This window comes from Cupriavidus gilardii (genome assembly GCF_008801915.1).
In the GTDB taxonomy this organism is placed as follows: Bacteria; Pseudomonadota; Gammaproteobacteria; order Burkholderiales; family Burkholderiaceae; genus Cupriavidus; species Cupriavidus gilardii.
The window spans coordinates 454,234-469,528 of sequence record NZ_VZOV01000002.1 but is presented as its reverse complement, the minus strand read 5'-3'; the positions used below and the strand labels follow the sequence as shown (position 1 = coordinate 469,528).

Annotated in this window: 15 protein-coding genes; 14 read left to right on the top strand and 1 reads right to left on the bottom strand. The window is 67.8% G+C overall.

The genetic code is table 11. The features are described 5' to 3' along the window. Nucleotides 1–55 precede the first annotated feature (55 nt). The 10 genes from hemC to F7Q96_RS04915 all read left to right on the top strand — a co-directional run bounded on the left by hemC (nt 56) and on the right by F7Q96_RS04915 (nt 10,661). Nucleotides 56–1,057, top strand: coding sequence for a hydroxymethylbilane synthase (hemC, locus tag F7Q96_RS04960; RefSeq protein WP_053821158.1), 1,002 nt, complete (start codon nt 56–58; stop codon nt 1,055–1,057). A gap of 9 nt (nt 1,058–1,066) precedes the next feature. Next, entirely contained in the window at nt 1,067–3,295 is a 2,229-nt protein-coding gene (hemDX, locus tag F7Q96_RS04955) for a fused uroporphyrinogen-III synthase HemD/membrane protein HemX (RefSeq protein ID WP_053821159.1), read from the top strand. A 3-nt stretch (nt 3,296–3,298) separates the two neighbouring features. Further along, complete coding sequence (locus F7Q96_RS04950) at nt 3,299–4,489, top strand: heme biosynthesis protein HemY (RefSeq protein WP_053821160.1); 1,191 nt, start codon at nt 3,299–3,301, stop codon at nt 4,487–4,489. 238 nt (nt 4,490–4,727) lie between these two features. After that, nucleotides 4,728–5,468: a 16S rRNA pseudouridine(516) synthase gene (locus tag F7Q96_RS04945; protein WP_053821161.1), complete on the top strand. Its 741-nt coding sequence runs from the start codon at nt 4,728–4,730 to the stop codon at nt 5,466–5,468. 160 nt (nt 5,469–5,628) lie between these two features. Beyond that, nucleotides 5,629–6,201, top strand: coding sequence for a YqgE/AlgH family protein (locus F7Q96_RS04940; protein ID WP_006575892.1), 573 nt, complete (start codon nt 5,629–5,631; stop codon nt 6,199–6,201). Beyond that, a complete protein-coding gene (ruvX, locus tag F7Q96_RS04935) occupies nt 6,194–6,661 on the top strand; it encodes a Holliday junction resolvase RuvX (protein WP_053821162.1) in 468 nt (155 codons plus the stop codon). The genes F7Q96_RS04940 and ruvX overlap by 8 nt, the downstream gene beginning before the upstream one ends. After that, nucleotides 6,658–7,221 (top strand): bifunctional pyr operon transcriptional regulator/uracil phosphoribosyltransferase PyrR, encoded by a 564-nt coding sequence (gene pyrR, locus F7Q96_RS04930; protein ID WP_053821163.1) that lies wholly within the window; start codon nt 6,658–6,660, stop codon nt 7,219–7,221. Before ruvX ends, pyrR begins: the two co-directional genes overlap by 4 nt. 119 nt (nt 7,222–7,340) lie before the next feature. Then, on the top strand, nt 7,341–8,312 hold the full coding sequence (locus F7Q96_RS04925) for an aspartate carbamoyltransferase catalytic subunit (protein ID WP_006575889.1): 972 nt from the start codon (nt 7,341–7,343) through the stop codon (nt 8,310–8,312). 100 nt (nt 8,313–8,412) lie between these two features. Beyond that, on the top strand, nt 8,413–9,723 hold the full coding sequence (locus F7Q96_RS04920) for a dihydroorotase (protein WP_144425737.1): 1,311 nt from the start codon (nt 8,413–8,415) through the stop codon (nt 9,721–9,723). 131 nt (nt 9,724–9,854) lie between these two features. Beyond that, nucleotides 9,855–10,661 carry a lysophospholipid acyltransferase family protein gene (locus F7Q96_RS04915; RefSeq protein ID WP_053821165.1) on the top strand — a complete coding sequence of 269 codons (807 nt, stop codon included), beginning with the start codon at nt 9,855–9,857 and terminating at the stop codon, nt 10,659–10,661. A gap of 48 nt (nt 10,662–10,709) precedes the next feature. Here F7Q96_RS04915 and F7Q96_RS04910 read toward each other — a convergent pair whose 3' ends face one another. Further along, nucleotides 10,710–11,558, bottom strand: a complete 849-nt coding sequence (locus F7Q96_RS04910; protein WP_053821166.1) for a symmetrical bis(5'-nucleosyl)-tetraphosphatase — start codon at nt 11,556–11,558, stop codon at nt 10,710–10,712. A gap of 236 nt (nt 11,559–11,794) precedes the next feature. Between F7Q96_RS04910 and rfbB the strand changes: the two genes are divergently transcribed. Genes rfbB through rfbC form a run of 4 tightly spaced genes read left to right on the top strand, consistent with a single transcriptional unit; the run spans nt 11,795 to nt 15,239 of the window. Next, entirely contained in the window at nt 11,795–12,859 is a 1,065-nt protein-coding gene (gene rfbB / locus F7Q96_RS04905) for a dTDP-glucose 4,6-dehydratase (protein WP_053821167.1), read from the top strand. Next, nucleotides 12,849–13,766, top strand: a complete 918-nt coding sequence (rfbD, locus tag F7Q96_RS04900; RefSeq protein ID WP_053821168.1) for a dTDP-4-dehydrorhamnose reductase — start codon at nt 12,849–12,851, stop codon at nt 13,764–13,766. Before rfbB ends, rfbD begins: the two co-directional genes overlap by 11 nt. Nucleotides 13,767–13,776: 10 nt before the next feature. After that, nucleotides 13,777–14,655 carry a glucose-1-phosphate thymidylyltransferase RfbA gene (gene rfbA / locus F7Q96_RS04895; RefSeq protein ID WP_053821169.1) on the top strand — a complete coding sequence of 293 codons (879 nt, stop codon included), beginning with the start codon at nt 13,777–13,779 and terminating at the stop codon, nt 14,653–14,655. Continuing rightward, entirely contained in the window at nt 14,652–15,239 is a 588-nt protein-coding gene (gene rfbC, locus F7Q96_RS04890) for a dTDP-4-dehydrorhamnose 3,5-epimerase (RefSeq protein ID WP_053821170.1), read from the top strand. The genes rfbA and rfbC overlap by 4 nt, the downstream gene beginning before the upstream one ends. The last annotated feature ends 56 nt before the right edge of the window (nt 15,240–15,295 follow it).

The window sequence follows — 15,295 nt, the reverse complement described above, 5'->3', positions numbered from 1 at the left end:
GCCAGCATCCGGGCGGCGGCCGGACCGGCAGGGGGTGCGTGCTACCATTCGCGGCATGCAAGCTTCCGTCCCTTCCGCATCCTCATCCGCCGCACCGGGCAGGCTCGTGATCGCGTCACGCGAAAGCCGACTGGCCATGTGGCAGGCCGAACATGTGCGTGCTGCGTTGCAACAATACTATCCCGCGTGCGATGTGTCCATTCTGGGCATGACTACCCGGGGTGACCAGATTCTGGACCGCAGCCTTTCCAAGGTCGGCGGCAAGGGGCTGTTCGTCAAGGAGCTGGAAGTGGCGATGGCCGAGGGCCGGGCCGACCTGGCGGTGCATTCGCTGAAGGACGTGCCGATGGAGCTGCCCGAGGGCTTCGCGCTGGCGGCGGTGATGGAGCGTGAGGACCCGCGCGACGCGCTGGTGTCGACCCGCTTCGCCTCGCTCGACGAGATGCCGGCCGGCTCCGTGGTAGGCACCTCGAGCCTGCGCCGCGAGGCCGCACTGCGCAGCCGCTATCCGCATCTGGTGGTGCAGCCGCTGCGCGGCAATCTGGATACCCGGCTGGCCAAGCTCGATCGCGGCGACTACGGCGCGATCATCCTGGCCGCGGCCGGCCTGAAGCGCCTGGGCCTGGCCGATCGCATCCGCGCGCTGCTGGAGCCGGCGACTTCGCTGCCGGCGGCGGGGCAGGGCGCGCTCGGCATCGAAATCCGTTCGGACCGCCCAGAGCTGGCCGCCTGGCTGGCCGCGCTCAATCATCTTCCCACCGCGCTGGCGGTCGGTGCCGAGCGCGCAGTATCGCGCCGGCTCGGCGGCTCCTGCCAGGTGCCACTGGCTGCTCACGCGCACTGGGATGGCGTCCGCCTGCAACTGGACGCCTTCGTCGCCACGCCCGATGGCGCCCGCAGTGTGCACGCCCAGCACGCGGCCGAGGTGGCCACCCCTGCCGAGGCGGAAGCGCTGGGCAACGCCGTCGCCGATTCGCTGCTGGCCCAGGGCGCCGACGCGCTGCTGGCCGTCGCGCTGCAAAACGACGGCGCGCCGGTGCGCCCAAGCGGCGACTGAGGGGAAGCGATGCCCCGCCCGACCGTCGTTGTCACACGACCCGCCGGGCAGTCCCGGCAACTGACCGAGGCGCTGCAGGCCGCGGGTCTGGACGTATTGAGCTTTCCGCTGCTGGCGATCGGCCCGGCGGCCGATGACGGCCCGCTGCGCGCGGCGCTGGCGCGGCTGCCGGACTTTGCGCTGGTCGTCTTCGTCAGCCCGAACGCGATCGCCTATGCGCTCGATGCGCTCGCGCTGGCCCAGGGCGGCGCCGCGGGCTGGCCGGAAACGGTGCCGGTCGCGGTGGTCGGACCCGCCAGCGTGGCGGCCCTGGCCGAGCGCGGCATCGCCGCCCCGCGCCATCGCGTGATCTCGCCGGCGGGTGCGGATGGCAGCGCCGCCGAGATCGATCCCGCCGAGGCCCGCTTCGATTCCGAGGCGTTGTGGACCCAGCTCGACGTGCCGGCGCTGGCCGGCCGCGAGGTGCTGATCGTCCGCGGCAACGGCGGCCGCGACTGGCTCGGCGACAAGCTGCGCGAGGCCGGTGCCACCGTGCTGGCGGTCGAGGCCTATCGGCGCACGATACCGGTGCCGGGATCGATGCAATGGCAGGCGGTGCGCGACGGTCTGAAGCCGGGCGCCGCGCCGCAGGCCTGGCTGCTGACCAGTTCCGAGGCGGTACGCAATCTCGATCGGCTGGCGCGCGACAACCTGTCGCCGGACGAAGGCGCCGCGCTGCGTGAAGTGCAGTGCATTGCCCCGCATGCGAGAATTGCCGAGCAGGCGGCGGCACTTGGCTTCCAGCACATATTGCCGGCCGCGCCGGGCGACGAGGGCCTGCTGGCCGCCTGTCTGCGCTGGGCCGAGCCGTACCGGAACCAGGAACGGGGCGCGTCGCCGGCGGCGTCGCAACCGGTGCCGCAGGCCGAGGCTGGCTCGACTGCCGCCGCCGCTGCCGCAGGCGCCGCGACAGCGCCGACCGCTCCGACCGCGGCGAAGTCGCCCGTCGTGCCACCGCAGGCGGCATCTCCGACGGCACCGGCTGCAGCCGGTGTGCCGGCGGCCGCGGTGCCCCCGCCCACCGAATCACCGCAATCCACGTCAACGAAGGTCGATCGCGTGACGCAACAGCAAACCTCCACCGCTTCCTCCTCCGTTCCACCGGCCGGCATGCCGCCCGGTGCGGCGCCTTCCAGTGCCTCGCCCGGCGAGCGTCCGGCCTCGCGCAGCACGGGCGGCCGCGGCGCGCTGGCCTGGCTGCTGCTGGCGATCTTCGTGCTGGTCGCCGGCGGCGCGTTCTGGTGGCTGCAGCAACGGGTCGACCGGCTGACCGAGGAACTGGCGCGCCGCCAGCAGAACAACGACGCGCTGGTGCAGGAGTCGCGCGTGCTGACCCGCGAGGCGCAGACCACCGTCAAGGAAATGCAGGCCAAGGTCGGCGCGCTGGAAGCCCAGGTCGGCGAGACGCGCGACAAGCAGGCCACGCTCGAGCAGGTCTACCAGGACCTGATGCGCAACCGCGACGACTGGGAAATCGCCGAGATCCAGCAGCTGCTGACCAACGCCGGCCAGCAACTGCAGCTGACCGGCAACATCCAGGTCGCGCTGTCCGCGCTGCAGAGCGCCGACGTTCGGCTGGCCCGTTCCGACAAGCCCGAATACAACCAGCTGCGCCGCGCGATCGCGCGCGATATCGGCCGTCTGAAGGCGATGCCCGACACCGATCTGACCGGCGCGGCGATCAAGCTCGACGAAGCCATCAACCAGATCGACGCGCTGCCGCTGCTGTCCAGCGAACGGATGCTCGAACGCAGCGAAGGCACGCCGCGCGGTACGGCGGCGGCGTCCCAGCCGGCCGCGGCCGCCGGTGATGGCGATGGCCCCGGCAATCGCGTGACGCAATGGTTCGCCGGCGTCTGGGCGACCGTGCGCGACGAGCTGATGCGGGTAATCCGCGTGCGGCGCGTCGACGATACCGAGGCGCTGCTGTTGACCGGCGACCAGGGCTGGTTCCTGCGCGAGAACGTCAAGCTGCGGCTGCTGAACGCGCGGCTGGCGCTGTTGTCGCGCAACGAGCAGGTGTTCCGCAACGATCTGGCCGCGGCCCACGGCATGATCGAACGCTATTTCGATACCAAGAGCCGCCGCGTGCAGGCCGTGCAGACGCTGCTGAAGCAGGCGCAGGCCGGCGCGGTGGCCGTGCAGCTGCCGACGATGTCCGACAGCCTCGGCGCGCTTCGTTCCCTGAAGAAGGAGTAGCGCATGCGACTTCTATTCTGGGTGGCGATCCTGTTTGGCGGCGCCGTCGGGCTGGCGCTGTTCACGCAATTCAATCAAAGCAATGTGGTGCTGTTCTACCCGCCGTATCGGGTCGAGCTGTCGCTGAACCTGGCGCTGGCGCTGCTGTTGCTGCTGTTCTTCATTGCCTGGACCGTGCTGTCGGCGATCCGGCATCTGTCCGAGATGCCCCGGCGCGCCGCCGCCTATCGCGAGCGCAACCGCATGCTGAAGGCCCAGGCCGCGCTGCGCGAGGCGATCGAGAATCTGTTTGCGGGCCGCTTCGCCCGCGCCGAGCGCACCGCGCGCGAAGCCCAGGTCTGGCCCGAGCAGGCGCAGACCGCGGCGCTGATCGGGGCGCGCGCCGCGCATCAGATGCAGGAGGCCGAGCGGCGCGACGGCTGGCTGGCCCAGGTCACCGCGCCCGAGCGCGAACAGGCACGGCTGGTATCGCTGGCCGAGATGCTGGTCGACGCCCGCGATGCCGATGGCGCGCTGGAAACGATCGCGCAGCTGCAGGCGCAGGGCGGGCGGCAGATCCATGTGCAACGGATCGCGCTGCGTGCGCACCAGCATCTGAAGAACTGGAGCGAGGTGCTGCGGCTGGCGCGCTCGCTGGAGAAGCGCAACGCGCTGCATCCGGTGCTGGCGCTGCGCCTGAAGCAGCTGGCCTGCGAGGCGATGCTGGAAGAGCGCCGCCACGACGCCGACGCGTTGCAGGACTTCTGGCGTTCGCTGTCGAACGACGAGCGCCGCGCCGCCCGTATCGCCGAGCCGGCCGCGCGCTATTTCTCGGCGCTGGGCCGTCAGCAGGAAGCCCGCCGGATCGTCGAGGACGCGCTGAAGGTCAACTGGGACAGCCGGTTGGTGCTGCGCTACGCCGACTGCGCCGAGCCCGGCCAGGCGTTGCCGCAGATCCAGCAGGCCGAGAGATGGCTGGCCCAGCATCCGAACGATGCCGAGCTGCATTTCACGCTGGGCGTGCTGTGCCTGGGCGAACAGCTGTGGGGCAAGGCGCAGTCCAATTTCGAGCGCGCGCTGAAGTACGCGACCAGCGAGGAACAGCGCCGCCTTCGCATCCGCGCGCATCTGGCGCTGGCGCGGCTGTTCGAGCAGACCGAACGGCCGGAGGACGCGCAGCGGCACTATCGGGAAAGCGCGCTGCTGGCGGCGTAGGCCCGCCAATCTGCAGCGGCTTTCCGCTTTCTGCCCTCAGCCGCATGCGGGAGAGGGGCTGGCCAGAGGGCAAGGCGCCCGTCATGCCGATCCCTTCCCTGTTCCTGTACGGTTCGCGATGGGTGGACGGGTCCAAACTCGACTCTCCGTCAGTGTGCGCCGCTTGCCCGACCGCATGCCGTAGCATGGCCGCCTGCGCCATGTCCCCCTGCAACACGCCGACTCCCCTTGACCGCCGATGAGCCCGAAGACCGCCAAACCGCCCAAGACCACGCCGCTGGACCGCATCCTGCAATCGCAAGGCTTCGGCACGCGCCGCTATTGCGGCGATCTGGTGGGGGCCGGCATGGTCGAGGTCGAGGGCGAGCCGTGCGACGACCCGCGCGCGGAGTTCATCCTTGAAGGGCTGCGGTTGACCGTCGATGGCGAGGCATGGGTCTGCCACGAGAAGGCCTATCTGATGCTGCACAAGCCGACGGGATACGAATGCTCGCAGCGGCCGCTGCATCATCCGAGCGTCTACACGCTGCTGCCGGTGCCGCTGCGCGAGCGCGGCGTGCAGGCGGTCGGCCGGCTGGACCAGGACACCACCGGACTGCTGCTGCTCAGCGACGACGGCCAGTTCATCCACGCGCAGACCTCGCCCAGGCGCAAGGTGCCCAAGGTCTACGAGGTCACGACCGCGGAGCCGGCCACCGAGGCCCAGGCCGCGGCGCTGCGCGAAGGCGTCCAGCTCGAGGACGAACCCGCCCCGATCGCGGCGCTGGCCTGCGAGATCGTCGGCGAACGCGCGCTGCGGCTGACGCTGGCCGAAGGCAAGTATCATCAGGTCAAGCGGATGGTCGCCGCGGCCGGCAACCATGTCGCCGCGCTGCATCGCAGCCGCATCGGCGGACTGGCGCTGGATCCGGCGCTCGCGCCCGGCGAATGGCGCTGGCTGACGCCGGCGGATCTGGCCGAACTGGCGCGCAAGGACTGAGGCGGGGACTGAGGCGGGGACTGGGCGGCACGGCTCACCGCGGCCCCGATGCTGCGATGCAACGGCTGTGGGGGCGGCACGCACCATCCCGATCCCTGCGCGGGCCCGGACGAGGGAATCTTTTCCGGAACATTGGCGCTGATTTGATAAAATGCAACGCATGGCGACGTCCGCAGCCCCCATCAATCTGACGAATCAATTCCTGATCGCCATGCCCGGCATGGCGGATCCGACTTTTACCGGCGCCGTCGTCTACATCTGCGAACACAACGAGCGTGGCGCGCTCGGCCTGGTGATCAACCGGCCGATCGACATCGACATGGCCACGCTGTTCGACAAGATCGATCTCAAGCTCGAAATCCAGCCCGTTGCGCAACAACCCGTCTATTTCGGCGGCCCGGTGCAGACCGAGCGCGGCTTCGTGCTGCACGACCCGGTCGGCGTCTACGTATCGTCGCTGACGGTGCCCGGCGGCCTGGAGATGACGACCTCCAAGGACGTGCTCGAGGCCGTCGCCAACGGCAGCGGCCCGCACCGCTTCCTGTTGACGTTGGGCTATGCCGGCTGGGGCGCTGGCCAGCTGGAGGAAGAGCTCAGCCGCAACGGCTGGCTGACCGTGCAGGCCGACCCCGAGATCGTGTTCAGCGTCCCTCCCGAGGAGCGCTTCGCCGCCGCCATTCGCCTTTTGGGCATCGACATCACCATGCTCTCCGGCGAGGCGGGGCATGCCTAGCGCGGACGCGGCTACGCCGCTCCACAAGCCGGCGCCGCAAGGCGCGCCAGTGTCCGCCGTGCCCACCGACGGCACCGTATTGGGCTTCGATTACGGCGAGCGCAAGATCGGCGTGGCGCTGGGCAACTTCATCACGCGCGAGGCGCGGCCGCTGACCATCCTGCCGAACATCACCGTCGAAGGGCGCTTCCAGGCTGTCGCCGCGCTGATCGCCGAATGGGCGCCAGTGCATCTGGTAGTCGGCCTGCCGTTGACGCCCGAGGGCGGCGAACAGCCGGCGACCAAGCTGGCGCGGCGCTTCGGCAATCAGCTCAACGGCCGCTTCAACCTGCCGGTGACCTGGGTCGACGAGCGCTACAGCTCGCTCGAGGCCCAGGCGGCTGGCGCCAGGCCCGGCGCGCTCGACCATGAGGCCGCCCGCATCATCCTGCAACAGTATTTCGACCAACTGCCGCTATGATTTCCAACGCCACCCCCGACGCCGAAGCGCTGTACCGCGCGCTGCGCGACCATGTGCAAGGGATGCTGTCCGCGACGTCGGGCTCCGGTTCGGGCGGCGCGCCCTGGTCGATCGCCGGCATCTATTCGGGCGGCGCGTGGATCGCGGAGCGGCTGGCCGCCGATCTGCAGTTGCCGCATTACGGCGTGATCAACGTGGCCTTCCACCGCGATGACTACGCGAAGAAGGGCCTGCACAGCCAGGCGCAGCCGAGCACGCTGCCGTTTTCGGTGCAGGACAGCCAGGTGCTGCTGATCGACGATGTGCTGGCCACCGGCCGTACCATCCGCGCCGCGGTCAACGAACTGTTCGACTACGGCCGGCCGGCGCGCGTCGCGCTGGCCACGCTGGTCGATCGCGGCGGCCGTGAATTGCCGATCGCGGCGGACTTCGTCGGCGAGCGCATCACGCTGCCGCGCGGCACCAACCTGGTGTTGTCGCGCGAAGGCGAGGGCGCCGGCATCCGTTTTACCTTTGCCACCGAAGCGCTGAACGGCAACCACGATTCCGCCGCCGGCTGAACGGCGGCAAACCGGCACGCATTCACCGCAGCAGAACGAGCACACAAGCCCGAGCCAAGGCAAGCACCAGCACCCGCGCACCCGTACCGAGCCAAACCGCACCCGCCCACGCCTCACCCATGACCAAGACGTTCCGCAACCCGCAGCTCACCAGGAACGGCGAGCTCAAGCATCTGCTGTCCATCGAGGGGCTGTCGCGCGACATGATCACGCACATCCTCGACACCGCCAGCCAGTTCGTGTCGCTGTCGGACTCCGACCGCGACGTCAAGAAGGTGCCGCTGCTGCGCGGCAAGAGCGTGTTCAACCTGTTCTTCGAGAACTCGACGCGCACCCGCACCACCTTCGAGATCGCCGCCAAGCGGCTGTCCGCGGACGTGCTGAACCTGAACATCAATGCCTCGTCGACCAGCAAGGGCGAATCGCTGCTCGACACCATCAACAACCTGTCGGCGATGTCGGCCGACATGTTCGTGGTGCGGCATGCCAGCTCGGGCGCGCCCTATCTGATCGCCGAGCATGTCGCGCCGCACGTGCACGTGATCAACGCCGGCGACGGCCGCCATGCGCACCCGACGCAAGGCCTGCTGGACATGTACACGATCCGGCATTACAAGCAGGACTTCACCAAGCTGACCGTCGCGATCGTCGGCGACATCCTGCACTCGCGGGTGGCGCGCTCGGACATCCACGCGTTGACCACGCTTGGCGTGCCCGAGGTGCGTGCGATCGGTCCGCGCACGCTGCTGCCGTCTGGGCTGGAGCAGATGGGCGTGCGGGTCTTCCACAACATGGAAGAGGGGCTCAAGGGCGTCGACGTGATCATCATGCTGCGGCTGCAGAACGAGCGCATGAGCGGCGCGCTGCTGCCGTCGGCGCAGGAATACTTCAAGGCCTTCGGCCTGACGCCCGAACGTCTGGCCCTGGCCAAGCCCGATGCCATCGTGATGCACCCGGGGCCGATGAACCGCGGCGTCGAAATCGATTCGGCCGTCGCCGACGGTCCGCAGTCGGTGATCCTGAACCAGGTGACCTTTGGCATCGCGGTTCGGATGGCGGTGATGGGCATCGTCGCCGGCAACAACGACTGAAGAACGACTGAAGGGCGATCCTCCAGGCAATCGCCGGCCTGATGACGGTCGCCCAGCACCAAAACGAGCCGCAATGGCAAGCGATAGCAAGCGACACGATATGAAGATCCACATCAAGGGTGGCCGCCTGATCGACCCGGCCGGCAATATCGATGCCCAGCAGGACCTGTTCCTGGCCGCCGGCAAGATCGTCGGCATCGGCAACGCGCCGGCCGACTTTCAGGCCAACAAGACCATCGACGCCAGCGGACTGATCGTCTGCCCGGGCCTGGTGGACCTGTCGGCCCGGCTGCGCGAGCCGGGCTACGAATACAAGGCCACGCTCGAATCCGAAGTGGCCGCGGCCACCGCCGGCGGCGTCACCAGCCTGGTGTGCCCGCCCGATACCGACCCGGTGCTCGACGAGCCGGGCCTGGTAGAAATGCTCAAGTACCGCGCCCGCACGCTGAACCAGACCCATGTGTATCCGCTCGGTGCGCTGACGCTGGGCCTGAAGGGCGAGGTGCTGACCGAGATGTCGCAACTGACGGAAGCCGGCTGCGTCGGCTTCTCGCAGGCGGAGGCGCCGATCCGCAACACCCAGGTGCTGCTGCGCGCGCTGCAGTACGCGCAGACCTTCGGCTTCACCGTCTGGCTGCGGCCCGAGGATCCGTACCTGGGCGGCGGCGTCGCGGCCAGCGGCGCGGTCGCGTCGCGGCTCGGGCTGTCGGGCGTCTCGGTAATCGCCGAGACCGTGCGGCTGCATACGATCTTCGAACTGATGCGCTCGACCGGCGCGCGGGTCCACCTGTGCCGGCTGTCGTCGGCCGCGGGCCTCGAACTGGTGCGGCAGGCGAAGCGCGAAGGGCTGCAGGTCACTTGCGACGTCAACATCCACCATGTCGGCCTGACCGACATGGACATCGGCTACTTCAATTCGCAGATGCGCTTCTCGCCGCCGCTGCGCAGCGGACGCGATCGCGACGCCATCGTCGCCGCACTGGCCGACGGCACCATCGACGCGCTGTGCTCGGACCATACGCCGGTCGACGACGACGAGAAGCTGCTGCCGTTCGCCGAGGCGTCGCCGGGCGCGACGGGGCTGGAACTGCTGCTGCCGTTGACGCTGCGCTGGGCCGACGAACACAAGGTGCCGTTGATCAAGGCGCTGGGCCGCATCACCAGCGAGCCCGCGCGCGTGATCGGCCTGCCGGCCGGCCGCCTGGCGGTCGGCGGCGCGGCCGATGTCTGCCTGTTCGACCCGGAGGCGGTGTGGAAGGTCGAGCGCCGCACGCTGAAGAGCCAGGGCAAGAACTCGCCATGGCTCGGCTACGAAATGCGCGGCCGTGTCACGGCCACGCTGGTCGGCGGCCAGCTGGTCTACGAGCTGGCCGGCCAGTCGCGCAACGGCGAGGCGGTGGCCGCCCGCTGATCCCGAGGCTCGGCGTCGGCCCTGGCAGACCGATACGCCCCTCGCCCGCTTGAGGGAGAGGGGCGGGGGGAGCGGGCAGCAGCCCTTGACCCACCGCCACGGCTCCGACGCCTGCTATTTCGATCGATCCCATGATCGCCCTGCGCAAGCTCGCCCTTTGCCTGCATCTGCTGCGCGGCCTGCTGACCTGCGCGGTGCTGTTCCCGTGGCTCGGCAAGACGTCGCGCCAATGGCATATCCGCCGCTGGTCGCGCCGGCTGCTGCGCATCTGCGGGGTCGATATCGAGCTGATCGGGCCGGTACCGGAAACCGGCCGCGGCGCCATGGTGGTGGCCAACCATATCTCCTGGCTCGATATCTTCGTGATGCACTGCTGGGAGCCGTCCCGCTTCGTCGCCAAGTCGGAGATTCGCGACTGGCCTCTGATCGGCTGGCTATGCGAGCAGACCGGCACGCTGTTCATCGAACGCGGCCGCAAGCGGGACGCCCATCGCGTACTGCACGACATCACCGACTGTATGCTGCAGGGCGACCGCGTCTGCGTGTTCCCGGAAGGCACGACCACCGACGGCACCGACGTGCTGCCGTTCCACGCCAATCTGATGCAGGCGCCGATCTCCGCCGGACTGCCGGTGCTGCCGGTGGCGCTTCGCTATTGCGACGCTGCTACCGGCGAACGCACCGTCGCGCCGGCCTATATCGGCGACCTGACGCTGCTGCAGACGCTCGACGCGATCCTGCACTCGCCGCCGATCACCGCGCAGATCGCGTTCGGCCAGCCGCTTCAGGCGGACGACGGCGGGCGCCGTGCGCTGGCCGACCACGCGCGCGAGGCCGTGGTCGCGTTGTGCCGGCAACTCCAGGGCAACGCGCCGTTGCCTGCCGGCGAGCCGTCCGCCACACCGGCGACAACCACGGCCACCGACAATCCGGTCTGATCGTCGGTGCGCTTGCACACCGACATCCCCGCCAAGGTGATGACAAGATCAGCCTAAAGGATCACAATATTGCGGGCAATCGACCTGGATGACCGCGCGGTCGGCCGGCTCCGGCGCCAAACGGGCGGCCGTCAGGCGGCCGCCCCAGACGCAGCCGGTATCCAGCGCCATCAGGTCGGGCCGCATCACCAGTCCCAGCGTCGACCAATGCCCGCAGACGATCGTGGTATCGGAGGTCCGGCGTGTCGGCACATCGAACCAGGGCAGGAAGCCATCGGGCGCCTTGCCCAATCCCTCCTTGGTCTTGAAGTCCATCACCCCGTCGGCGGTACAGAAGCGCAGCCGGGTCAGCGCATTGATCACGACCCGGTGCCGCTCGATGCCGCGCAGCCCCTCGTGCCAGCGGTTTGCCGCATTACCAAAAATATCCGCGAGAAATGCTTTCCAGTCCGGTCCCTGTAGCTTCCGCTCGACTTCGCCGGCAAGCTCCAGCGTCTGCTCGACGGTCCATTGGGGCAGCACGCCGGCGTGGATCAGCAGGAAGCCGTTCTCATGGACGGCCAGCGGCCGGTGGCGCAGCCAGTGCAGCAGCTCCTCGCGGTCCGGCGCCTGGAGGATGGCATCGAGCGTGTCAGACGAACCCGGATTGCGTACGCCCGCGGCGACCGCTAATAGATGGATATCGTGGTTGCCCAGCACCGACTCGGCTCGCGCGCCGATGGCACGGACCTTCCGCAAGGTCTCCAGTGACGCCGGCCCGCGGTTTACCAGATCCCCGACGAAGCGAAGTGGCGCATCGTCGGGGATTTTGGTGACAAGTTGTTCCAGGGAGGGGCAGCAACCTTGCAGGTCGCCGATGGCGTAGGGGTAAGGGGCGGGCACCACGGAATGGGGCATAGCGGTAAAAAAGAGAGCCGGAGACGGCTTTTTGTCGATTGTAAAGAGGGGGGGCAGGAGCCGTTACAACAGGCTACAAAAAGATGACTGGCCCGGGTAATCCCGGGGGGGCGCTCGGATAGAATACCGCCACTTCTGAGAACACTGATGATCCTGCCGTCCCCCAAACGGATCAAGGCGGGCGCCGGGCTATTGTCCCGTTTTCGAAACATATCGATTGTTAGGGAGAAAGGGGTTTGCCGCACATCCTCGTGACAGGGGGCGCCGGTTTCATTGGTGCCAATTTCGTCTTGAACTGGCTTGGCAATGCCGACGCCGACAGCGTCGTCAATGTCGACAAGCTCACGTACGCCGGCAACCTGAAGACGCTTGCCTCGCTGGAGGGCAATCCGCGTCACGTTTTCTCGCGCACCGACATCTGTGACCGCGCCGCGCTGGACCGGCTGCTGGCCGAGTACCAGCCCCGCGCTGTTCTGCACTTTGCCGCCGAAAGCCACGTCGACCGCTCGATCCATGGTCCGGGCGAGTTTATCCAGACCAATATCGTCGGCACCTTCACGCTGCTCGAGGCGGTGCGAGCCTACTGGAGCGGGCTCGACGACACCCGCAAGGCCGCCTTCCGCTTCCTGCACGTGTCGACCGACGAGGTGTTCGGCTCGCTCGGTCCGAACGATCCGCCGTTTTCCGAGACGACGGCCTACGCGCCCAACAGCCCATACTCGGCCTCGAAGGCGGGTTCCGACCATCTGGTCCGCGCCTACCACCACACCTACGGCCTGCCGGTCCTGACGACCAATTGCTCTAACAACTACGGGCCGTATCACTTCCCCGAGAAGCTGATCCCGCTGATGATCGCCAACGCGCTCGGCGGCAAGCCGCTGCCGGTCTACGGCGACGGCCTGAACGTGCGCGACTGGCTGTATGTGGGCGACCACTGCGCCGCGATCCGCGAGGTGCTGGCGCGCGGACGGCTCGGCGAGACGTACAACGTCGGCGGCTGGAACGAGAAGACCAATCTGGACGTGGTGCACACGCTGTGCGACCTGCTGGACGAACTGAAGCCGAAGGCTTCGGGCTCCTATCGGGACCAGATTACTTTCGTCAAGGACCGCCCCGGCCACGACCGGCGCTATGCGATCGACGCCCGCAAGCTCGAGCGCGAGCTCGGCTGGAAGCCGGCGGAGACCTTCGAGACCGGGCTGCGCAAGACGGTGCAGTGGTATCTGGACAACCAGGCCTGGGTGCAGGACGTGATGTCCGGGGAATATCGAAATTGGGTGGCGAAGCAGTATGCGGCGTGAAACCTCCCGTGTCCCGACCCTTCTCGTCACTGGAAGCAATGGCCAGGTTGGTTTCGAACTGCGCCGAAGCCTGGCGCCGCTAGGCCGCGTCGTCGCGCTGGACCGCAATGCCTGCGATCTGGCCGACCCCGGGCAGCTTCGTCGCGTCGTGCGGGAGCTCCGCCCGGACATCGTCGTCAATCCCGCCGCCTATACCGCGGTGGACAAGGCCGAAAGCGAGGCCGAGCTGGCTCACGCGATCAACGGTGTGGCCCCCGGCGTACTGGCCGAGGAGGTACGCGAACTCGGCGGCCTGCTGGTCCATTACTCGACCGATTACGTGTTCGACGGCCGCAAGACGAGCCCCTATGTCGAAACTGACCCGGTCGACCCGCAATCGGTCTACGGCAAGAGCAAGCTTGCCGGGGAGCAGGCCATCGCTGCAACGGGTGCCAACGCACTGGTGTTGCGGACCTGCTGGGTGGCCGGCGCGCACGGCGCCAACTTCGCCAAGACGATGCTGCGGCTCGCGTCGGAACGAGACGCACTGCGTGTCATCGCCGACCAGTTCGGCGCTCCGACCACGGCGTCGCTGATCGCCGACGTGACGGCCCAGATCGTGGCGCGCCACTGGCTGCACGGCGATCGAGCGGGCTTTGCCGGAGGGATCTATCACCTCGCCGCCGCGGGCGAAACCAGTTGGCATGGCTATGCGACGGCCGTGCTGCGCTACGCGGAAACCAGGGGCATTGCGCTGAAGGTCGCGTCCGACCGGGTGGCCGCGATTGCGTCCGACGAGTATCCGCTGCCCGCGCCAAGGCCGGCCAATTCGCGTCTGGATACCAGCAAGCTGCGCGATACGTTCGGCATTCATCTTCCGGACTGGCAGCAGGGCATTGCCCACCTGCTCGACCAGATCCTTTCCTGAGTGGTTCGCCATGCGCAAGGGCATCATCCTGGCCGGGGGCTCCGGCACCCGCCTTTATCCGATCACCCGCTCGGTGTCGAAGCAGCTGCTGCCTGTCTACGACAAGCCGATGATCTACTATCCCCTGTCGACGCTCATGTTGGCGGGGATTCGTGACATCCTCGTTATATCGACGCCGGAAGACACCCCGCGCTTCGCTGAAATGCTGGGCGATGGCAGCAAATGGGGACTGAATCTCCAATACGCGGTTCAGCCTTCGCCCGATGGGCTGGCCCAGGCGTTCCTGATCGGCCGCGATTTCATCGGCAACGATCCTTCGACCCTGATCCTGGGCGACAACATCTTCCACGGCCATGATCTCGTCAGCCAACTGACGCGGGCGTGCGCGAAGGAAGACGGCGCGACGGTGTTCGCCTATCACGTGCATGATCCGGAGCGCTACGGCGTGGTCGAGTTCGACGAAAACTTCCGTGCGATGTCGCTGGAGGAAAAGCCGCTGAAGCCGCGCTCCAACTATGCGGTGACGGGGCTTTATTTCTACGACAACCAGGTCTGCGATATCGCGGCCGACATCAAGCCATCCGCGCGCGGCGAGCTCGAGATCACCGACGTCAACAAGCGTTACCTCGCGATGGCACAACTCGAAGTCGAGATCATGGGCCGCGGCTATGCCTGGCTGGACACCGGCACGCACGATTCGCTGCTGGAGGCAGCCAGCTTCATCGCGACGCTGCAGAGCCGGCAGGGACTGATGGTCGCGTGTCCCGAGGAAATCGCGTTCCGCAATAAATGGATCTCCGCCGATCAGGTTGCCGAGCTGGCGCGTCCGCTGTCGAAGAACGGCTATGGTGCGTATCTGATGCAGATCCTGTCGGAGGCCATCAAATGAGCCTGAACGTCATTCGCACCGAGATCCCCGAGGTGTTGATCCTGGAGCCGAAGGTATTCGGCGATCAACGCGGTTTTTTCTTCGAAAGCTTTAATTCCAGGCAGTTTGCCGAGGCGACCGGCTTGAACCGCGTCTTCGTGCAGGACAACCATTCGCGCTCGGCGCGTGGTGTGCTGCGCGGTCTTCACTATCAGATCCAGCATCCCCAGGGCAAGCTGGTCCGCGTGGTGGCGGGCGAGGTGTTCGATGTGGCGGTGGATATCCGCAAGGGCTCGCCGACCTTCGGCAAGGCGGTGGGCGTCACGCTGTCGGCGGAGAACAAGCGCCAGTTATGGGTGCCCGAAGGCTTCGCGCATGGATTCCTGGTGACGTCCGACCATGCCGAGTTCCTGTACAAGACTACCGATTATTGGTATCCCGAATACGAGCGCAGCTTGTTGTGGAACGACCCGGCCCTGGGTATCGACTGGCCGATCGATGGGGAGCCGATGCTGGCCGCGAAGGACGCCGCGGGCAAGCCGCTTGCCGAAGCGGACCTGTTCTCGAGTGACGATCCATCGCTGCAGGGGCCAGGGCGCGCCTGATTCGATGCCGGATTCCGACGGGAATGTGCCTTGCGGCCAGATCCAACGTCGACATT